Here is a 20,018-nt window from a genome sequence, read left to right on the forward strand (position 1 = left end):
GGCAGTGATGGTCAATGTGTTGGTGATCGGCCAAGGCGGCCGAGAAAGTGCGCTCGGGCGGGCGTTTCTGCGCTCGCCGCAAGTGGGGCAGGTGTTTGTGGCGCCGGGCAACGCCGGCATGGCACTGATTGGGCTGACGCCGGTGGCAATCGATGAGGCTGAAACCGAGGCGCTCATTGCCTTTGCCAAAGATCACGTTGCCTTGACGTTTGTCGGGCCCGAGCAGCCGCTGGCGGGCGGCGTGGTGGATGCGTTCGAGGCGGCCGGACTGCCGGTGTTCGGGCCGACCAAGGCCCTGGCGCAACTGGAAAGCAGCAAAACGTTTGCCAAGGCGTTCATGGCGCGGCACCACTTGCCCACCGCGCAGGCCCTGACCGTCCACTCGCTGCAAGAGGCCACGGCCGCACTGAACCGCTTCGGCGCGCCCATCGTGATCAAGGCGGACGGCCTGGCGGCAGGCAAGGGTGTCACCGTGGCGCAAACGCTAGCGGCGGCGCAAACCGCCATTGCCGCGCTGTACGCGGCTGACGCGGCGGCCCCAGTGTTGCTGGAGGAATATCTGCAAGGCGAAGAGGCCTCGGTGCTTGCCATGTTTAACGGTCAGGCTCGCGTGATTTTTCCGCTGGCCCAGGACCACAAGCGGCGCTTTGACGGGGATTCGGGTCCGAACACTGGCGGCATGGGGGCTTACAGCCCGACGCCGCAGTTCGGCCAGGCCCAGCAGCAGGCCGCTTGCGACCTAGTCGACCAAACGCTCGCCGGTATGGCCGCGGACGGCCTGACGGGCTGCGGGGTGCTTTACGTGGGCTTAATGTTCACCAGCACCGGACCCAAGATCCTTGAATACAACTTGCGCTTCGGCGATCCGGAGACCCAGGTGCTGCTGCCACAGGTGCAAAATGACTTTTACCAGCTCACGCTTGATCTGCTGGCCGGCACGGCCGAAAAGCTGGCACTAGACGGCCAAACTTACTGTGCCGTCGTGGCGGTGGATCCCGCTTACCCGCACGCCGGCCGGGCCTATCCGCTGGTCGTGCCCGACGCGGCGCAGCGCCATTACTGGGTGCCGGCAGGGGTGGCAAAAGGAGACGGCAATTACGTCAGCGCTGGCGGCCGCATTTTTGCCGTGATTGGTGCAGGCAAGGGCCTGGTCGAGGCCCAGCATCAGGCGTATGCACGCATGCAGCCGCTGCAAGGCGACCTGGCGACGCGCAGCGACATCGGGGCCAAGGGTCTGCATTAACCAAAAAGTGTGCAACCACCACATCCATGGCGAATGCACACTTTTTTTGTGCTTGGGTACTATATCTTGGGGGTTGGCTGTGGTAGCATTGAACCTATGAAATGGAGTGAGCAACATGGCCCAAACAAGATTGCCGAATAATCCAAAACCCAAGGAGTGGCTCGCGTCCGACCTGTCGCTGCAGTACGTGGCCAGCTACAAACCGTTCGTGTTTGTCGACGGTGAAGGGGTGCGGTGCAGCATTTACGTGTCCGGGTGCCGCTTTAACTGTCCAGGCTGCTACAACAAGGTGGCGCAGAACTTCCATTACGGCACGCCGTACACGCAGGAGCTGGAGGATCGCATCATCACGGACCTCAGCCAGAGCTACGTGCAGGGCCTGACGCTGCTGGGCGGCGAGCCATTCTTGAACACGCAGGTCTGCCTGCGGTTGTGCCGGCGAGTCCGCCAGGAGTTCGGCCACACCAAGGACATCTGGAGCTGGACCGGGTACACCTGGGACGAGCTGATGAAGGAGTCCGACGACAAGCTTGAGCTGCTGAAGATGCTTGACATTCTGGTCGACGGCCGCTTCCTTGAGGCCAAGAAGGACCTGACGCTGCAGTTTCGGGGCAGCTCCAACCAGCGCATCATCGACGTGCCGGCCTCGCTTGAAGCCGGTTCAGTCAAAATTTGGAAAAACTTGGTCAGGTAGCACAAAAAGCCCGCGGGAAAAATTTTCCGCGGGCTTTTGCCTACTTCAAATCCGGTTTGGTCAAGGTCGCGCCGCTTTCCCCGTAAAAGCTGAGGTGGGGAAAATGGATCGTCACGGCCGTGCCCTTGCCAACAGTCGACCTGATGGTCAGGTGATGGCCGAGTTTTTGGCTCAGTTGATCCGCCAGGTACAACCCCAGGCCAGTCGAGCGCTGGTTCGCGTTGCGGCCATTGGTGCCGGTGAAGCCTTTTTCAAAGACGCGGTGCAGCTCGTCTTGGGGGATGCCGATACCGGTATCCGCAATGGTCAGCGTGGCCTCGGTTTTGGCGTCTTGAATGGTCGCGGTGATCTTGCCCCCAGGCGCCGTGTACTTCAGGGCGTTGGACACCAGCTGACCCAGGATGAAGCGCAGCCACTTTTCATCCGTGACGACGGTCAGTGAATGACCGTTTAAGGTGAAACTGATGCGCCGGTCGATGAAGCTGTTGCGCTGGTCGACGATGACGCCGTCGACCAAGGGCTTCAAGTCGTACTCACGCAGCAGGTAGTCCTTGGAAAAACTGTCGAGGCGCGAGTAGTACAGCACTTGCTCGACGTAAAAGTTGATCTTGTCCAGCTGCAGCGCCAAGTCGTCCAGCGGCTTTTCCGGTGCCTGCCCGTCCAGGCTGTCCTGGAGGAGCCCGGCGGCGGCCAGCGGCACCTTGATCTCGTGGACCCAGGAGTCGATGAACGCTTTTTGGTCCTGCTGGCGGGCGATCAGCTCCGATTGGGCCTGCCGGTGCTCGCGCAAGACGTGGTTGTACGCCTCGCTGATTGCCGCGTGCTCGTGACTGCTGGCCGGGTTCAGCGGCCAGTCCAGCGCCTCGGCCCCAGCGCTTTGGCGATCGGTGAACGCCTTGACCCACTTCTTGGTGCGGGTGTAGTGCCACGCCAGCAGCGCGGCGGCCAGTCCGGTGACCAGCACGGCGATGTACAGCAGGGTATCCCAGCGCACACGCTGGCCCGGGTCGAGCCACAGCCCGAAGCACAGCAGGGCCAGGCCGATGAAAAACCAGGCGATGGCGGCCAAGTGGTCGTGCAAGTATGCTTTAAGTGTCATGCTACTTCACCATGTACCCTTGGCCGACCTTGGTCTGAATATAATCGGGCAGTCCGGCCGCCTCGATTTTCTTGCGCAGGCGGTTGATATTGACGGTCAGCGTGTTGTCGTCGACAAAGCGCTCATCGGTCCACAGGTCCTTGAGCAGGCGCGAGCGGCTGATGACGCTGCCGTGTGCCCGCATCAGCAGCTGCAGCAGCTTGTACTCGTTTTTGGACAAGTTGATCTCCTGGTCGTTGACGTAGGCCATGCCGGTTTTGAAGTCGAGGGTCAGCCCGTTGACGGTGAGGGATGCGCTTCCGGCGTCCTGATAGTTGTAAGTGCGCCGCAGCAGGGCGTTAATTTTGGCGATCAGCACCTCCATGGCGAATGGTTTTTCCACAAAATCATCGGCGCCGAGGTTCATCGCCATCACCATGTCCATGTTGGTGTTGCGACTGGAAATGAAAATGACGGGCACCTGCGAGGCGTCGCGGATCTTTTGCACCCAGTAGTAGCCGTCGCGGACGGGCAGGTTGATGTCCAGCAGGACCAAGTCGGGGCGCGTCGCCTGAAATTGGTCGAACACGCGGTTGAAATCCGTCACCGTGCTCGCCTGAAACTCCCACTTGTTTAACGCCTCCGCGATCAGGTCGGCGATGGTGCGGTCGTCTTCTACAATCATGATTTTGAACATGTCGTGGCCTCCATTCTTAATTGTATGGTAGCGGTTTGCGCGCGGCTGCACAAGCGCCTAACAGTATCGAAAGGTGACCGTCTGCGCCGCCTGGTTTCTGGTATCATGGACAAAAAGAGACAGGGAGGCGCGCGCATGCGTGTGGTCGACGTGGCACATTTAACCAAAGTATACGGGCATCGGCTGAACCGGGTGACTGCGCTCAATGACCTCAGCTTTCACATCGAGGCCGGGGAGTTCGTCGGCATCATGGGGCCCAGCGGCGCCGGCAAATCGACGCTGCTCAACATGATTGCGACGATCGACCAGCCCACTTCCGGCACGCTGACGGTGGCCGGGCGCGAGCTGACCCGGCTGGGCGACAGTGAGGCGGCCAAATACCGCCGCGAAGACCTGGGGTTTATTTTTCAGGCGTTCAACTTGGTGCCAGACCTGACCGTCGCCGATAACATCACGCTGCCGCAGACCTTTGTACCGCCGGTGCCCAAGGACCTGGACCAGCGGTTAATGCGGTTTGCCAAAATGCTCGGGCTGGTGCCCCTGCTGAAGCGGTACCCGGAGCAGCTCAGCTTGGGCCAGCGCCAGCGGGTCGCCGCGGCCCGCGCGATGATCGGCCACCCCGACCTGATTCTGGCCGACGAGCCGACCGGCAGTCTGGATTCCATGGCGGCGACTGAACTGTTGCAGTACCTGGCCAAACTTAACCTGGAGGAAGACGTGACAATCATGATGGTGACTCACGATGCCTTCACCGCCAGTTTTTGCAACCGGATCATCTTTATTCGCGATGGCGCGTATTTCGCCGAAGTGACGCGGCACTCCAGCCGGCAGGCCTTTTTCAACAGCATTATCGACATGGAAGCCACTATCAATGGGGGGATCGCCGTGGGCCGCTTGATCCGCACTAGTTTGCGGCGCCACCGGACCGTCAACCGGTTGTATGTGCTGATGGCGGCGCTCATGATTGCGATGCTGTACGCGATGCTGGCCCTGATCCAAGATGACGCTCTGCTGGCGCGCACGGTGGCAATGAACGATGTGACCGCGGCCGTGCCGGCACTGCTCGTCGGCGTGCTGGTCGTGATCCTGCTGTTTGCGATCGTTTTCTTGCTGTACATGAATTCAATCTTGATTGAACGCCGCACGTCTAACCTGCGTTTGTACCGCCGGTTGGGCATGCCAGTCTCCCGCATTGGCCTGGGGCTTTTGGGGGAGTCCTTGATTTTGGGCACCGGCGCGATTGTTCTGGGCATTGGCGGCGGCTGGGGATTTTCGAAGTTTCTGGCAATGATGCTGCTGCGGATAATGGGGGTTCACCGCGTCGTTGGGCTGCTGTGGGCGCCGCGGGCGGCGGCGGAGTTGACCCTGCTGTTTTTGGTGGTGTACGCCGTGCTCGGGCTCATCAATGCCATCTACGCGGGCAATGTGACCATGACGACAGCCGCAAGCGCTCCGGCTCGCGTCCGCCGGTTTCAGGCCAGCGGGTGGCACGCGGTCTTGGCCTGGCTCGGCGCCGCGCTGCTGGCCAGCAGCTATCTGGCGGCGTTCAATCTGGTTCACCTGACTTACGCGATGGCCCAGCGTTATCAGGGGGGCGGCGTTTGGACATTGTTTGCGGTGCCGGTCATCGGCATCGTCAGCCTGTACCTCGTGTTCAAATTCTCGCTTCCGGCCTTCATGAATTGGCTTCAGCGCCGCCCGTGGGTCCGGCAGGACGCCACGCGCCTGCTGACCGTCACGAACTTAAACAAGCGCCTGCTGCGCAATGTGCACTCGCTGTTTCTCACGACGGTGCTGGCGACGGTTACCATCACAGTGCTGGGCAGTGGGGCGATGCTGTACCAGTTTGGCCAACGCTCGGTGACCCGTAGTGTGGCCCTGGACATGGTGGCCTCAAGCACCGGCGTGAAAAGTACGTTTGGCAAGTTTAAACCGCAGGCAATCAAACGTTCCGCTGTGCTCCCAACCAAGCTGGCGGCGGGGCGGTTAAATGAGCCGACCCACGGCACCGGTGACGGCGACGAAACCATTTACAACGTGCTTGCTTTGAGTGACTACGCGCGAATCCGCCGAATGCAGCCCACGCTGCCCAAGCTTTCGCTTCAGTCAGGGCAGGCCGCCATGATTTTGTTCGGCCGGACGCTGTATCGGCACACCTGGCTGGGCAAACGGCAGCACTGGTCCCTGACTTTGACGCGCACGCGGGAACGGTTTGCCGTGACCCGCGTGACCGGTGCGTTTCCGCTGGGGGATGACGGCTATTTTGACCGGGCGTTAGTGGTGCCGGATCGCGCATACGCTGACCTGCATGCACTGCTGGATTCGCTGACGGGCTACACGCTGCACCACACGCCAGCTGCGAACGCCGCGGTCAAGCGGCTCGACGGGGCGGTTAGTGAGGATTACGTCAGCGGCAGCGCGGCGGTTTTGGCCGGCAAAAAAGCACCGCGGGTGAAGAAGGTCGCCGGGGCAACCGACTTCTCCCGCCGTGCTGTGCAGTTCAAGGCGCCGCTGATGGCCGAAATGAACGTAGTATTCGGCATGGCGCTGTTCATTGTGATCATCCTGGGGGTGGTCTTCATCGTGGCCACCGCCAGCATTTTGCTGATCAAGCAACTGATGCTGGCCGCAGAGGACCACCAGGCGCGCACGGTGCTGCGTCAGCTGGGGATGCCGCGCCCCACTGAGCGGCGGGTCGCCAGTGCCCAAACCGGCATGGTGTTTGCGCTGCCGCTGGTGTTTGGCGCGGTGAACTCTGGCCTGATCATCCACTACCTGAGCATGTTCTTGAATGATCCCGGAGTGCTGCTCGTGATCGCGATTATCATGCTGTACGTGCTAGTGTACCTGGCGTTTGGGATCCTGACCGTCAAGCTGACCGAGCGGCCTTAGTTTTCCTCGACGGCCTCTGGCTTGATGGCGTGGTCCGGATGGTAAGGGTCCACGATGGTATAAAAGGCTTGGTGGTAGCCGAAGCTTTCCTGCGCGCGCTTGGTGAAGGCCATTACCGGAGCAAACAGCGGCGTGTTTTTGGCGGTGAAAACGGCCAACTTGTCGGCCCAAGCCGACAGTAGTAAGTATTCGCGCTGTGGGTTGTCGGTGCGCATCAGGACCATGGCGCTGCAGCCCTCTAGGCGATCGGCCTCAGCGACCAACGCTTGCGCCTGTTTCTCGAAGACAGGGGCTTCCTCATCGGTGAGCTTGAAGTACATCATGTAGACGTACCCGGTTTGCGGAACTGTGCCATAATGGGCCAGGATGGTCCCGCGCAGCGGCGCGACGAATGCGATTTCCCCAGTCAGATCCAGGGTGGCAAAGTCACGGTCTTTTTCCGCGTCCTTCAGCAGCCTGACCGGTGTGGTCGCCCGCTTGACGATCATCTGCATGTAAGTTTTACTGCCGAGTACTAATTGCATTGTGTGTGTCATTCCATTACCCCCAATACAGTTAGTATAGCGCTTACTTATCGGAAAGGAATGATTTGATGAAATTGACGATTCTGGGATATTACGGTGGGTACCCGGACAACGGTGTTGGCACTTCCAGCTACCTGATCGAAAGCGGCGGCTACAAGCTGCTTTTGGACTGCGGCTCCGGGGCGCTTTTGGCGCTGGAAAAAGTGACCGATCCGTTTACGCTGGACGCGGTGCTGCTGACGCATTACCACCACGATCACGCGGCCGACGTCGGCGTGCTGCAGTATTACTACCAGCTGCACAGTGGGGCGAAGAAGGCCGATCCGCTCCCCATTTACGGGCACACGAAGGATCCGCTGAACTTTGCGGCGCTGACGTTTGGCCCGTTTACCAAAGGCATGGGGTACAGCGGTGATTCCGTGCTCGACCTGGGGCCGCTGCACCTGACTTTCCTGGAGACGCAGCATCCGGTGCCGGCGTTTGCCGTGCGCATCGAAGAAACCACGACTGGGGAGGTCTTCGTGGACACCAGCGACACGCGGGCGTTTGCCGCTTTGGCGCCGTTTGCTCAGGGCGCCGACCTGCTGATGGCGGACACCAACTTCTTGGCTGACCACCCAGCGCCTTTGTGGCACCTGACTGCACCGCAGGCCGGGGCGCTGGCCACTTCGGCGCAGGTCCGCGAACTGCTGCTGACGCACCTGCCGCAGGAAGTCTCCCTGACTGAGCTGAAGGCGCAGGCCCAGGCGAATGCGGGCCAGATTCCGGTCATTTTGGCCAGCGACAATCGGATTATTGATGGGGACAAATTATTTGCGCAAAAATAACGTTTAAAATTTAATCGTACTGATGTTCACCCGGTCAACGATTCATGGCGGCGAACAAAAGACCGACTGACGGCATTTCGCACTGCGGAACGAATACTTGTTACTTATATCACAATTAGTGCGCGCGCTAAAGCAAAATTTTATTTTTGAAGCGTGATTGTTTTTCTATATCCACTTTAGTTATAATTAGCTTGTCAGGAAAACGCAGTCACGCAACGATAGAAGGAGCGAGCACGATGGTATATTTGTATGTTTCGCCAAGTTGCACTTCATGTCGCAAAGCCCGCGCCTGGTTACAGGAAAATAACATTCCGTTCGTGGAACGAAACATCTTTGCGGATCCGCTGAGTATCGATGAAATCAAGCATGTGCTCAGCATGACCGAAAAAGGGACCGAGGAGATCATTTCGCTGCGGTCCAATATTTTCCAGGAGCTGGGCATCGACCTTGACGCAATCTCAATGAACGAATTGGTCGCTTTGATTGCCAAGTATCCGGCGCTGATCCGCCGGCCGATCATCATGGATGATAAGCGCCTGCAGGTCGGCTACAATGAAGATGATATCAGGCGGTTTTTACCGCGGTCCGTGCGGGCTCTGGAGCTGCAGCAAGCCCAGCTGCTGGCAGGGTTTTGACCTTTTGGCATGATTCCCGCGAATCGTGCCTTTTTGCTGGGCGCAGAAGGTGGGGGCGCCGCATTTGCATTCCTTACTTTTTTAGCGTAGAATGCCGTGTCAGTGAGAATCTGATATACTGAGATTCAAAGGCAAAGTGAGGTGCAGCCATCATGGAAATGGAACGACTTAACGCAAATACCATCCGCGTCCTGCTCGGCAACGATGATTTAGCCGAACGCGGGATCACAGTGCTGGACCTGCTCGGCAACCACAAGCAGATCGAAACCTTCTTCTATAGTATTCTCGATGAGGTCGATAAGGATCACACCTTCGCCAGTGAAGGCGGCGTGACCTTTCAGGTGATGCCGAGCCAAAGTGGCCTGGAACTCCTGATCTCGCGCAACCAGGACGAAGACGAAGGTGGCGATGACAGCCAAGAAGGGCCGCAGACGGATGAAAACGGCGTGCCCGATTTTATTCGCCAGCAGCTGAACGCCTTTGACGAGCCGGATGGCAGCGACGAGGCCAGCGACGAAGGCAGCTTCATTGACGGCGGCCAGGCGGACAAAACCGAGGTTGTTCTTAAGCTTCAAAGCTTTGAAGACTTCATCGCGCTAGCCCAGGAGCTGCGGCTTGAAGGCGCCAGCTCCGATCTGTACTCGTACAACGATGACTACTACCTCGTGCTGACTTTCTACGCGAACAAAGCGTCCAGCGGCGAAATCGCCGATCAAACGGCGCTGGCCTTGGAATACGGCGCGCGCGTCAGCTTGTCGGCCGACGTGCTTGCCGAGTACGGCAAGCTGCTCATGCCGACCAGTGCGCTGGAAACTGGTCGCTACTATTTCAAAAAATAATGACTTCAGCGGCGTTGCGGCGCCGCTTTTTTGTTGCCTGCGCTTGACCCGCGGCGGTGGGCGTGGTTCGATAGGAACAAAAGGAGTCTGATCATGGCAAAAGAATTGCGGTTTAACAGTGTGTTCGACATCATCGGGCCCGTGATGGTGGGCCCAAGCTCTTCGCACACCGCCGGCGCCGCGCGCATCGGTAAGGTCGTGCGGGAGATTTTTGGCGATGAACCGGACCGGGTGGATATTTACTTGTACGAGTCCTTTGCCAAGACCTATCGCGGCCACGGCACTGATATCGCGCTGGTTGGTGGGTTGCTTGGCATGGGCCCGGACGACGCGCGCCTGCCGGATTCGCTGAAGATCGCGCACGAGCGTGGCATCAAGGTCACATTTGTGCCGAAAAGCGATAAGGTCGACCACCCCAACACAGCGAAGATCGCGCTTCAAAAAGGGGCCCGGGCGATGACCGTGACCGGCGTCTCGATCGGCGGCGGGAACATTCAGATCTCGGAAATCAACGGCTTCAAGTTGTCGCTGAGCATGGGGACCCCGACCTTCATCACGGTCCACCAGGACGTGCCGGGGATGATCGCCAGGGCGACCGACCTGATGAGTGAAAACGGCGTCAACATTGGCACGATGACCGTCACGCGGGAGGCCAAGGGCGAAAAGGCCATTATGATCATGGAGTGCGACGAGCGCCGGCCCGACCTGGTCGCTAAGCTGAAGGCTCTGCCAAACGTCGACAACGCCACGTATTTCGAGTAGGAGGACGCCATGTTTTATTCAATCAAGGAACTTGTGAAGCAGGCCCAGGACTACCCGAGCGTGGCTGCGCTGATGGTGGCGACCGAGGCTCAAAATACCGGCCGCAGCGAGCCAGCGATCCGGTCGCTCATGGCCCGCAATCTGGATGTGATGGCGGACTCGATTGCCCAAGGCATTGCCGGGGTCAAGTCGGTGACCGGGCTGACCGGGGGCGATGCCAAGCGCTTGGATCAGTACCTCGATGCTGGCACCAGTTACCTCGGGCCCATTGCGCTGGCCGCGGTGCGCAACGCGGTCGCCGTGAACGAGGTCAACGCCAAAATGGGCCTGATCTGTGCCACCCCCACCGCCGGCAGCGCCGGGGTCGTCGCAGGGACGCTGATGGCGGTGCGCGAGCCGTTTCACCTGACGCGGGAGCAGCAGGTCGATTTCCTGTTCACCGCTGGGGCCTTCGGGCTGGTGATCGCCAACAATGCAGGCATCGCCGGCGCGGAAGGCGGCTGTCAGGCGGAAGTCGGCAGTGCCTCCGCGATGGCCGCCGCGGCGCTGGTCCAGGCGCGCGGCGGCGATGCCGATCAGGCCGCCCAGGCGGCCGCCATTTCCATCGCCAACCTGATGGGGCTGGTGTGCGATCCGGTCGCCGGGCTGGTCGAGGTGCCTTGCGTCAAGCGCAACGCGATGGGCGCCGCGCAGGCCTTAACGTCTGCGGACATGGCGCTGGCCGGCATGCGGTCGGTGATCCCGCCAGACGAGGTGATCGCCGCCATGGACGCCGTGGGCAAGCAAATGCCCAGTGCCTTTCGCGAAACCGCGGAAGGCGGGCTGGCGGCCACGCCAACCGGGCGGCACATTCAAAAACGCATTTTCGGAGACTAGCACCATGAAAAAATGAGGCAAAGCCAAATCAAAGTGGCTTTGCCTCATTTTGGGTTTCTGGTTACAAAGTGTTCAACTGGCCGCGGAACTCGTCAACCCTGCTGTACCCTTTTTTGGCCATTTCGGCTTTCAGCTCGGTGGTCAATCGTGAAAACGCGCCAACGCCTTCCGTGGCCAGGACGCTGCCCAGTGAAACCAGGTTGGCGCCGCACAGGATCAGCTCGTAGGCGTCGCGGCCGGTGGTCACGCCGCCGGTGCCGATAATGCCGATGTCCGCGCGCAGGCGCTGGCGAAAGGCGCGCACATTGGCCAAGGCGACTGGTTTGGCGTACTGGCCACCGATGCCGCCAAACCCGCCTTTAGGCCGGATCGTGGTGGTGTCGGTTTCCGGATCGATCCACAAGCCGTTGCCTCGGCTGTTGATTGAATTAATAAAGGTCAGGGGATAGCGGTTGAGAATCGCGGCCACCTGGTCAAACTGGGCCAGGTCAAAGTAAGGCGGCAGCTTGACGCCGGCGGGCTTCTTGAAGGCCGTGAAAATGGCGGTGAGAATCTCCGCGGTGGTGGCCAGATCGTAGGCGATTTGCGGCTTGCCCGGGACGTTCGGGCAGCTCAGGTTAAATTCGGTCAGCCCGGTGAAGCCGGAATCCTGAATCTTTTGCGCAAGGACCGGGAAGTCTGAAGGCTGCATGCCGGCCACGGAGAGAAAAATGGGCTGCTCTGGGTGCTGCGCCTGAAACTGCTCGGCGTAAGCAAGGTAGTAATCGACGCCTTGGTTAGGCAGCCCCATGGAGTTGATGGTACCCAATTCCAGCACCGCAAAGCGCGGTTCGGGATTGCCCGACCGCGGCTGCAGCGTGCCGGTTTTGGTGACCAGGGTGCCGGCGGGACTAGCAGCCACTTCGTCCAGCTCGGCGGCGGTTTCGCAATGCACACCGCTGGCGTTCATGAACACATTGTCGAACCGGTAGTCGCCTAGGGTGGTTTTCAAACTAGCCAAAATGATCACTCCTTTGAATCCAGTGTCACGTCATCCTGCCTATTAAATCACATCTGCGGCGGTTTGCCTACGCAAAAAAGCCTCAAAGCAGACTTTGAGGTCACAAAGCGGAATTGATGGCCAAACTGGCCATGGCAAGCGCGGCCGCGATGAGGCAGACCCGGCGTGGCAGCTGCGGGTCACGGCCCCGCAGCATGGTGATCAGCCAGCCAATCAAGCTGAGCACAAACACGGCAAGGCTGAGCAAAAAGAGCCAGGCCAAAACTGTGCCCAACGGGCTGACGCGACCGGTACTCATGCCGTGGGATCCTTTTGGCGTTTCTGGTGATAGGTGGTGAGGTGGGCCAGCTGGCCGGCCATGCGCCGGATCTCATCCGGCGGCGCCTGGGGCAGCGTGAAGTGCATCTCCATTTTATGCGGATCGAAGTCCTCCGTTGCGGACACCAGTGAGTAAAACACGTTCGGGTCAGGCTCGTCATCGGGCAAAGAGGTCAGCGTGTAGGCTGATAAAGGCGCGGATTTTTTCGGCAGGCCCAGCAAAAAGTTGGCCAGTACGCGGTAGGCGTAGTAGACGGTTTCTTGATAAGTGGTGCCCTTAGCCGTCAGGTCCGGCATGTTAACAAACTGAATCACGTATCCGTCAGGCGTTTTTTCGTTGCGGGCCGCAAAGAAGTAGCGGCGGGTCGCCTTGACCATAACATCGCATCCTCTCAAATTCTTCGCTATTATTATAACACGATTAAAAAGGGTGGCAATAATATATGAATTTCTCATCTTATTATTCTTGGCCGGCGGCAACTAGAAAAATTGCTCGACCGCTTGCAAACCGAGCCTGGGCCCGTTATAATAATTTCTGTGTTGCGGTTGTAGTTTAGTGGTAAAACTTCAGCTTCCCAAGCTGACGTCGCGAGTTCGATTCTCGTCAACCGCTTGATCCTGGTGCCAATGGTGCCAGTTTTTTATTGGGTGAAGAAGCCGAAGAAGGCAAGGCGCCGTGTTCAGTGAAGCTGCGGGTGGTGTGAGCAGCTCACGGCCCTGCCAGCGCGCGGCCGAGTCCGAAGTGAATAATGAGTGGACATTTTGTCAACAAGAGTGGTACCGCGGGGGAACTCGTCTCTTTCAAGAAATCATTTGAAGGAGACGAGTTTTTTCTCGCAGAAAGGAATAGGCACAAGATGGATTTTAAACAAGAAGTGATCAAGGCCTTGCATTTGGCAATCGGTGACACGCTGACCGAGGCGGCCATCACCAAGCTGGTCGAAACCCCTAAAGACGACAAAATGGGAGACTACGCGTTTCCTACCTTTGCGCTGGCGAAGGTCTTTCACCAGGCGCCGCAGCAAATCGCCACGACGCTGGCCGGCAAGATCGACGCGACCCCGTTTGAAAAAGTTGAAGTGAAGGGTGCCTACATTAATTTCTTCTTAGACAAGGTCAGCTTTGCTAACACGGTGCTGACCACCATTGCCAAGGAGCCGTTGCACTATGGTGACCAGCAGCTGGGCAGCGGCAACGTGCCGATCGACATGTCCAGCCCTAACATCGCCAAGCCCATGAGCATGGGGCACTTACGCTCGACCGTGATCGGTAACGCGCTGGCCAATATTTTGACCAAAACCGGCTACACGCCAATCAAAATCAACCACCTTGGCGACTGGGGCACCCAGTTCGGCAAACTCATCGTGGCGTACCGCAAGTGGGGCTCTGAGGAAGACGTCAAGCGCGACCCGATCCACTACCTGGTTCAGTATTACGTTCGGTTTCACAAAGAAGCCGAGACGCAGCCGGAGCTGGATGAGGAGGCCCGCGCGGTCTTCAAGCAGCTGGAAGACGGCGATCCCGAGGTGCACCAGCTCTGGTCTTGGTTCCGCGAGGAGTCGCTCAAGGAGTTCAAGCGCATTTACAAAGAGCTGGGCATCGAATTCGACTCGTATAAGGGTGAGGCCTTTTACAACGATAAAATGGACGCGGTGACCGACGCGCTCGAGCAAAAGGGACTGCTGAAGGAAAGCCAAGGCGCCGAAATTGTGGACCTGAGCAAGTACGACCTGAACCCGGCGCTGATCCGCAAGTCAGACGGCGCGACGCTCTACATGACCCGTGACCTGGCGGCGGCCATCTACCGCCACGACCAGTACCACTTTGTCCAAAGCCTGTACGTGGTCGGCAACGAGCAGCGCGAACACTTCCAGCAGCTCAAGGCCGTTTTGAAGGAAATGGGTTATGATTGGGCGGATGACATTCACCACATTCCGTTTGGGCTGATCACGGCTAACGGCAAGAAGCTGTCGACGCGCAAAGGCAACATCATCCTGCTGGAAAAGGTGCTGAAGGACGCGGTGGTGCTGGCCAAGAAGCAAATTGCCGAAAAGCACCCTGACTTGGAGAATGCCGAGCAGGTCGCGCACGAGGTCGGCGTCGGTGCCGTGGTCTTCCACGACCTGAAGAACGAGCGGCTTGACAACTTCGACTTCAACTTGGAGGAAGTCGTCCGGTTTGAAGGCGAGACTGGGCCGTATGTTCAGTACACCAACGCCCGCGCCAACAGCATTTTGAAGAAAACGGATCAAAAGCCGGTCGCTGAAGTAGCGCTGACCGACCCTGCGGCCTGGCCCGTTCTCAAGGCCCTAGGTGACTATCCGAACGTGATCGCCCGCGCGCTGCGGGAGTATGAGCCTTCGGTGATCGCCAAGTACGCCCTGCGGTTGGCCAAGGCCTTCAACCAGTACTACGCGAACGTCAAGGTGCTGGTGGACGACGCCGAGTTGCCAGCCCGGCTGGCCATGGTCAAGGCGGTGTCGACGGTGCTGACCGATGCGCTGCACACGCTGGGTGTGGGCGCGCCGGCCGAGATGTAACGGGAGGCAGCGATGAATAAATCGGAACGCCAGGCGGTCCTGGCCAAAATCATTAACTCGCAGGTGATCACCACGCAAGACGAGCTGCTTGAGGCCCTCAAGGTCGCGGGCATCGAAGCGACGCAGGCGACCATTTCCCGCGACATTCGCGAGATGCAGGTGGTCAAGGCCCAAGACGCCAGCGGGCAGTTGCGCTACACCATTTTCCGCGGGGATTCGCAATCGCAGCTTGAGCGCCTGAGCAATTCCGTGCGCGAAGTCGGCCTGTCCATCACCCGGGTGCAGTTCTTGAATGTGATCAAGACGCTGCCCAGTAACGGGAATCTGATGGCGGCCATTATCGATGACATCGGTTTTGCCCAGGTCGTTGGGACCCTGGCCGGTCATGACACCATCGTCGTGATCAGTCCCGATGAGGCCAGCGCGAAGTGGTTCAACGCGCAGTACCAGAAAGCGTTTATTTCCTAGGCCAAAGGCTGAGACATCAAGCAGGTTTAGCCCAAAGCACAAGCGCCTCTGCAGTGCGATTCGTTCTTAGGATCGCGGTGCAGAGGCGTTTGTGCGCTTGGGCGTTGCTTGATGGAACGCGACTAAGGAATTTTGGCTTGCGCTGGTGCGAGGCTCAAAATGGCGCAGGGGCAGATGTCTTGAGGCTTTCGTTAGTCAGCGGCTTGATCAGCGTCAGCGCGCTGGCGTGGAGCATCAGGCGCGGCGCAGGGCGGCCGTGATATAAGGGGTCACCGATGATCGGGTAGCCCAAGTGGGCCAGGTGGACGCGCAGCTGGTGGGTGCGGCCGGTTTCCAGGGTCAGCGCGAGCCGGGCGACGTCGCCTGCTTCCGCGACCACGCGGTAATGGGTGATGGCGCGCAGGCCGTCTTTTCGCACCATGCGCTTGCGCTGGTCGGCCGGATCTTGGCCGATGGGCGCCTCGATCTTTCCGGTGGGCGGCAGGCCGCGCGGAACGAGCGCGGTGTAGGTGCGGGCCGCGGTTTTGGCGGCGAGCTGTTGGTTGATGATGCCCTGGCTGATCGGGTCCTTGGCGATGATCGTCAGGCCCGAGGTCAGCATGTCGAGCCTGTGAGTGATGTAAACCGGGCGCGGCGCGAGGTAGCCCGCCGCTGCGTTCATCAGGGTGCCGCCTTCGTCCGGCCGGTTGGGGTGCGGTTTTTGACCGGCGGGTTTGACGACAATCAGCAGCTGGGCGTCCTCGTAGGCGACTGTCAGCGGCAGCAATTCGGGCCGGTAGTAGGCTGTGGCTGGGGCCGTGAAGCGCAAGGTGACTGGGGCACCGGCGGCGACGGGTTGGTTGAACGTTTGGTAGGCGCCGTCGATCAAGACGCCTTGCGTGCGGCGGAGCTTGGCGATCCAGGCCTTAGGCACCTGCCAGGCGTGAAGCAGCGCGCGGATATTCGGGGCGGCCTGAGCGATGGCGTGAAGTTCAAACTGTGGCATGACAGGCTCCTTTCTGTAATTTGCGTAAAATCCGGCGCAAGGCCGAATCCGGGATTTTGCGCGTATGCTAAACTAGTCACATGTTAGGAAAGGGGGACCACCAGTTGAAAGCATTCTGGGCTGCCGTGCGGCCGTATCTAGCCAAGGCCGGACACGGGATCGCATGGTTCTTCCGGCGGTTCCAAGTGATCCGCTGGCTGATTTTAATTTTGCTGTCGCTCACGCTTGCCTTTTCGACCTGGTTCACCTACAAGGCCAAAACCGCCAACGTGCAAGACATCAAGAGCAGCCTGCAGACCAAGACCACGCTTTACGACGAGGATGACCGCGAGGCGGGCAAGCTGTACGGGCAAAAAGGGACGTACGTGCCCCTTACGCAAATCTCACCCAACATTCAAAATGCGGTGATCTCCACTGAGGACCGCAGTTTTTACACGAATCCCGGTTTTGACATTAAAGGGATTGCCCGTGCGGCGCTTGGGTTGGTCATTCACCACGGCCAAATTACCGGCGGCGGCAGTACCATCACCCAGCAGCTGGCGAAAAACACCCTGCTATCTCAAAAGCAGACGTTTCTGCGCAAGGGTCAGGAGATTTTTCTGGCCGTGCAACTGACTCGAGTTTACTCTAAAAACGACATTCTGACGATGTACCTGAACAACGCTTACTTCGGCAACGGGGTCTGGGGCGTGGAAGACGCGTCGCAGCGTTACTTTGGCAAGCACGCCAGCCAGCTGAACGCCGGCGAAGGCGCGACGCTCGCCGCGATGCTGCGCAGTCCCAGCTTTTACAACCCCATTGATCACATGGATAACGCCATTGCCCGGCGCAACCTGGTGCTGGGCCTCGAGCAGGATAACGGCAAGCTGACCGCGGCGCAAGTGCAGGCGGCCAAGGCGACGACGCTGACGCTGAAGGATACTTACACCGCCGACAATCAGCAGAAGTATCCATACTTTTTCGATTCGGTCATCGAAGAGGCGTACAAACAGGACGGCATTTCTCAAGACGACATCGTCAACAAGGGGTACCGGATTTACACGACGCTCAACCCGACGTACCAGGACCAGATGCAGGCGGCCTTTGACAACGACTACGTGTTTCCTCAAAACGCGGCCGACGGCACCAAGGCGCAGGCGGCCTCAGTCGCCGTCGACCCGAAGACCGGCGGGGTGCTGGCGGTAGTGGGCTCGCGCGGCCCGCATGTTTATCTTGGTTTCAACTACGCCACGCAGCTGCAGCGCCAGCCCGGCTCGCTCCTCAAACCGCTGATGGCCTACACGCCAGCGCTGGAAAACGGGTATTCCTACGACAGTGAACTGACCGACAAGAAGATCAGCTACGGCAAGGACCATTACACGCCGACCAACGATACCGGGATCTACGCCGGCACCATGCCGATGTACAAGGCGCTGGCCGACTCAACCAACGCGCCGGCGGTGTGGTTGCTGAACCAGATCGGCATGAGCAAAGGGGTTGCCAGCCTGAGCCGGTTTGGCATCAATTTGCCGAAAAAGGATCAGCACCACTTGGGCGCAGTCCTGGGCGGGGTCTCCACCGGCTTTTCGCCGCTGACGTTTGCGCGGGCCTACTCGGCCTACGCCAGCGGCGGCACGCTGCCGCAGACGCACTTCATTCGCAAGATCGTTGATGCTACCGGGAAGACGGTCGTCAACAACGAGCCGTCGAGCAAGCGCATCATGAAGCAGTCGGTGGCCACGGAAATGACCAGCATGATGATCGGGGTTTACAACGAAGGCACCGGCCAAACGGCTAAGCCATACGGCTACACGATCGCCGGCAAAACCGGCACCGTGGAAACGCCGAAGACCTGGGGCAATGGGCTGGGCGCAAAGGACTCTTGGGTCGTCGGGTACACGCCGGACATCGTGGTCGCCACCTGGTCCGGCTTTGCGAACACCGACGCCACGCATTACTTGCAGCCTGGACAGGGGGCGCTGAAGCTCTACCGGCAGGAGATGACTAACATTTTGCCGGCCACGCCGCAGACCAAGTTCAACACCACGGATGCCAGTGCCCGGGCGACCTTGCAGACGCCGAATGCGGACAACGGCGGCGCCGACCTGTGGTCCACCATCCAAAATGGGATTCAAAATGGGGTCGACTCGGCCAAGAATACGGTGTCGGAGTGGTACAATGGCATCAAAGGATTGTTAGGCAATTAATCTAAACAAATGAGGTGCCTCATGGCAAACGTATACGATAGCGCAAATCAGCTCGCGGAAGATCTCAAGAGCAGTCAGCAGTTCCAGGACTTGAAGAAGAGCTACGACATGCTCAAGCTCGACACGATGGGTTACGCCCTGTTCCAGCAGTTTCAGAACCTGCAGATGTCGCTGCAGCAAAAGCAGGCGGCCGGCCAGGAAGTCACTGAGGAGGACGTGAAGCCGCTTCAAGACCTGTCCTCAAAGATGCAAAACATCGACGCCATCAAGGACTTGATGGCTAAGGAGCAGGCAATGTCGACGGTGATGGACGATCTCAACCGGATCATTTCGACGCCGATCGCCGAGCTTTACCAAGACAGCACGCAAAAGCCAGCCGATAAGTAAGCCCAAAGCACGCCGCAAGTTCGGCGTGCTTTTCGTTTGGGCCCGTGAGCGGTAAAATAAGGCGACAGGCGTTCCATAGAAAAGGTGAAAATATGGCAAAGCAAATTTTTGATTACGAAAACGGTCAGGACATGAAGCTGGCGCTGCTGATCAAAGGGGCTGAGGTGCGGATTGCGAAGAACGGCAAGAAGTTCATCGCGTTCACGTTCCAGGACCCGTCTGGCCACATCACGGCCAAGTTCTGGGATGCGTCCGAGGACGACATCGCCCAGTACCAGCCCGGGGTGGTGGTGCTGCTGTCGGGCAAGCGCGAGCTGTATCAGGGCAAGCCGCAGATTAAGATCTACACGATGCGGCTGGCGACGCAGGAAGAGGGCAATGACCCCGAGAACTATGTTGAGCACGCGCCGGAGTCCAAGGACGACATGGGCCAGGAGCTCAATGATTTTATCTTCCAGATCACGAATGCCAACTGGAATCGCGTGGTGCGCCGGCTATTGGCCGACCATAAGCAGGAATTCTTGACGTATCCGGCCGCCAAGTCGAATCACCACGCCTTCGCCGGTGGGCTAGCCTTTCACACCCTCAGCATTCTGCGTCTGGCCAAAAGCGTCGCGGGCCAGTACCCGGCGGTCAACAAGTCGCTGCTGTACGCCGGGGCGATTCTGCATGACTTAGGCAAAACCATGGAGCTGTCCTCCGCCGTGTCGACCGATTACACGATGGAAGGCAACATGATCGGCCACATCGTCCTGGTCGATGAGGAAATCGTGCGCGTGGCCAACGATATGAAAATCGACATCCACCAGGAGGACATGATCATGCTGCGCCACATGATCCTGGCGCACCATGGTCTTCTTGAATACGGTTCGCCTGTGCGCCCGGAGCTTTTGGAAGCGCAGATCCTGCATGACCTGGACGAGCTGGATGCCGAGATCAACATGCTGACCACGGCTTACCAGCACGTCGACCCAGGCACGTTCACGGAGCGGCTGTTTGGGATGGACAACCGCCGCTTCTACCGGCCCGAAAACGGTCAAACCTATCCCGATCCGAAATAATTAACG

General features: G+C 59.1%; 20 protein-coding genes, 1 tRNA gene and 1 pseudogene. 15 read left to right on the forward strand and 7 right to left on the reverse strand.

The window, feature by feature from the left end; genetic code table 11:
- Positions 1-7: 7 nt before the first annotated feature.
- Positions 8-1,243 (forward strand): phosphoribosylamine--glycine ligase, encoded by a 1,236-nt coding sequence (purD, locus tag FC75_RS03640; protein WP_056989150.1) that lies wholly within the window; start codon positions 8-10, stop codon positions 1,241-1,243.
- Between the two features lie 115 nt (positions 1,244-1,358).
- Complete coding sequence (gene nrdG / locus FC75_RS03645) at positions 1,359-1,937, forward strand: anaerobic ribonucleoside-triphosphate reductase activating protein (RefSeq protein WP_056989151.1); 579 nt, start codon at positions 1,359-1,361, stop codon at positions 1,935-1,937.
- 40 nt (positions 1,938-1,977) lie between these two features.
- Here nrdG and FC75_RS03650 read toward each other — a convergent pair whose 3' ends face one another.
- Both FC75_RS03650 and FC75_RS03655 read right to left on the reverse strand, forming a co-directional pair.
- The gene (locus FC75_RS03650; RefSeq protein WP_054666345.1) at positions 1,978-3,036 is read right to left on the reverse strand and encodes a sensor histidine kinase; all 1,059 of its coding nucleotides are present in this window, start codon (positions 3,034-3,036) and stop codon (positions 1,978-1,980) included.
- A 1-nt stretch (position 3,037) separates the two neighbouring features.
- Positions 3,038-3,712, reverse strand: coding sequence for a response regulator transcription factor (locus FC75_RS03655; RefSeq protein ID WP_056989152.1), 675 nt, complete (start codon positions 3,710-3,712; stop codon positions 3,038-3,040).
- 135 nt (positions 3,713-3,847) lie between these two features.
- Between FC75_RS03655 and FC75_RS12975 the strand changes: the two are divergent.
- Positions 3,848-4,591: pseudogene (locus FC75_RS12975) on the forward strand (ABC transporter ATP-binding protein); the annotation flags it as partial.
- A gap of 150 nt (positions 4,592-4,741) precedes the next feature.
- A complete protein-coding gene (locus FC75_RS13170; protein ID WP_338033672.1) occupies positions 4,742-6,604 on the forward strand; it encodes an FtsX-like permease family protein in 1,863 nt (620 codons plus the stop codon).
- Here FC75_RS13170 and FC75_RS03665 read toward each other — a convergent pair.
- Complete coding sequence (locus tag FC75_RS03665) at positions 6,601-7,140, reverse strand: antibiotic biosynthesis monooxygenase (protein ID WP_054666266.1); 540 nt, start codon at positions 7,138-7,140, stop codon at positions 6,601-6,603. The two genes, FC75_RS13170 and FC75_RS03665, sit on opposite strands and share 4 nt — an antisense overlap.
- 56 nt (positions 7,141-7,196) lie before the next feature.
- Between FC75_RS03665 and FC75_RS03670 the strand changes: the two genes are divergently transcribed.
- The 5 genes from FC75_RS03670 to sdaAA all read left to right on the forward strand — a co-directional run bounded on the left by FC75_RS03670 (position 7,197) and on the right by sdaAA (position 11,067).
- Positions 7,197-7,955, forward strand: coding sequence for an MBL fold metallo-hydrolase (locus FC75_RS03670; protein WP_054666264.1), 759 nt, complete (start codon positions 7,197-7,199; stop codon positions 7,953-7,955).
- 236 nt (positions 7,956-8,191) lie between these two features.
- The gene (spxA, locus tag FC75_RS03675; RefSeq protein WP_054666261.1) at positions 8,192-8,590 is read left to right on the forward strand and encodes a transcriptional regulator SpxA; all 399 of its coding nucleotides are present in this window, start codon (positions 8,192-8,194) and stop codon (positions 8,588-8,590) included.
- A 152-nt stretch (positions 8,591-8,742) separates the two neighbouring features.
- Positions 8,743-9,429, forward strand: a complete 687-nt coding sequence (locus FC75_RS03680) for an adaptor protein MecA (RefSeq protein ID WP_056989153.1) — start codon at positions 8,743-8,745, stop codon at positions 9,427-9,429.
- A 93-nt stretch (positions 9,430-9,522) separates the two neighbouring features.
- Positions 9,523-10,191, forward strand: coding sequence for an L-serine ammonia-lyase, iron-sulfur-dependent subunit beta (gene sdaAB, locus FC75_RS03685; protein ID WP_054666258.1), 669 nt, complete (start codon positions 9,523-9,525; stop codon positions 10,189-10,191).
- A gap of 9 nt (positions 10,192-10,200) precedes the next feature.
- Positions 10,201-11,067, forward strand: a complete 867-nt coding sequence (gene sdaAA / locus FC75_RS03690) for an L-serine ammonia-lyase, iron-sulfur-dependent, subunit alpha (RefSeq protein WP_056989154.1) — start codon at positions 10,201-10,203, stop codon at positions 11,065-11,067.
- Positions 11,068-11,128: 61 nt separating this feature from the next.
- Here sdaAA and FC75_RS03695 read toward each other — a convergent pair whose 3' ends face one another.
- The 3 genes from FC75_RS03695 to FC75_RS03705 form a co-directional block, all read right to left on the reverse strand.
- The gene (locus FC75_RS03695; RefSeq protein ID WP_056989155.1) at positions 11,129-12,067 is read right to left on the reverse strand and encodes a dihydroorotate oxidase; all 939 of its coding nucleotides are present in this window, start codon (positions 12,065-12,067) and stop codon (positions 11,129-11,131) included.
- 100 nt (positions 12,068-12,167) lie between these two features.
- Complete coding sequence (locus tag FC75_RS03700; protein WP_054666323.1) at positions 12,168-12,365, reverse strand: hypothetical protein; 198 nt, start codon at positions 12,363-12,365, stop codon at positions 12,168-12,170.
- Complete coding sequence (locus tag FC75_RS03705) at positions 12,362-12,763, reverse strand: hypothetical protein (protein WP_054666327.1); 402 nt, start codon at positions 12,761-12,763, stop codon at positions 12,362-12,364. The genes FC75_RS03700 and FC75_RS03705 overlap by 4 nt, the downstream gene beginning before the upstream one ends.
- A gap of 164 nt (positions 12,764-12,927) precedes the next feature.
- Between FC75_RS03705 and FC75_RS03710 the strand changes: the two genes are divergently transcribed.
- From FC75_RS03710 to FC75_RS03720, 3 genes are all read left to right on the forward strand, one after another.
- Positions 12,928-12,998, forward strand: a tRNA-Gly gene (locus tag FC75_RS03710).
- A 244-nt stretch (positions 12,999-13,242) separates the two neighbouring features.
- On the forward strand, positions 13,243-14,925 hold the full coding sequence (gene argS, locus FC75_RS03715) for an arginine--tRNA ligase (protein WP_054666330.1): 1,683 nt from the start codon (positions 13,243-13,245) through the stop codon (positions 14,923-14,925).
- A 12-nt stretch (positions 14,926-14,937) separates the two neighbouring features.
- Positions 14,938-15,393: an arginine repressor gene (locus FC75_RS03720; RefSeq protein ID WP_054666333.1), complete on the forward strand. Its 456-nt coding sequence runs from the start codon at positions 14,938-14,940 to the stop codon at positions 15,391-15,393.
- Positions 15,394-15,547: 154 nt separating this feature from the next.
- Here the strand turns inward: FC75_RS03720 and FC75_RS03725 are convergent, their stop codons facing one another.
- The gene (locus FC75_RS03725) at positions 15,548-16,378 is read right to left on the reverse strand and encodes an RluA family pseudouridine synthase (RefSeq protein WP_056989156.1); all 831 of its coding nucleotides are present in this window, start codon (positions 16,376-16,378) and stop codon (positions 15,548-15,550) included.
- Between the two features lie 80 nt (positions 16,379-16,458).
- On the opposite strand from FC75_RS03725, the gene FC75_RS03730 reads away from it, so the two are divergent.
- From FC75_RS03730 to FC75_RS03740, 3 genes are all read left to right on the forward strand, one after another.
- Entirely contained in the window at positions 16,459-18,564 is a 2,106-nt protein-coding gene (locus FC75_RS03730; protein WP_056989157.1) for a PBP1A family penicillin-binding protein, read from the forward strand.
- A 21-nt stretch (positions 18,565-18,585) separates the two neighbouring features.
- The gene (locus FC75_RS03735) at positions 18,586-18,951 is read left to right on the forward strand and encodes a YlbF family regulator (RefSeq protein ID WP_056989158.1); all 366 of its coding nucleotides are present in this window, start codon (positions 18,586-18,588) and stop codon (positions 18,949-18,951) included.
- 92 nt (positions 18,952-19,043) lie between these two features.
- A complete protein-coding gene (locus tag FC75_RS03740) occupies positions 19,044-20,012 on the forward strand; it encodes a 3'-5' exoribonuclease YhaM family protein (protein WP_056989159.1) in 969 nt (322 codons plus the stop codon).
- The last annotated feature ends 6 nt before the right edge of the window (positions 20,013-20,018 follow it).

It is taken from the genome of Lacticaseibacillus camelliae DSM 22697 = JCM 13995 (genome assembly GCF_001436615.1).
In the GTDB taxonomy this organism is placed as follows: Bacteria; Bacillota; Bacilli; order Lactobacillales; family Lactobacillaceae; genus Lacticaseibacillus; species Lacticaseibacillus camelliae.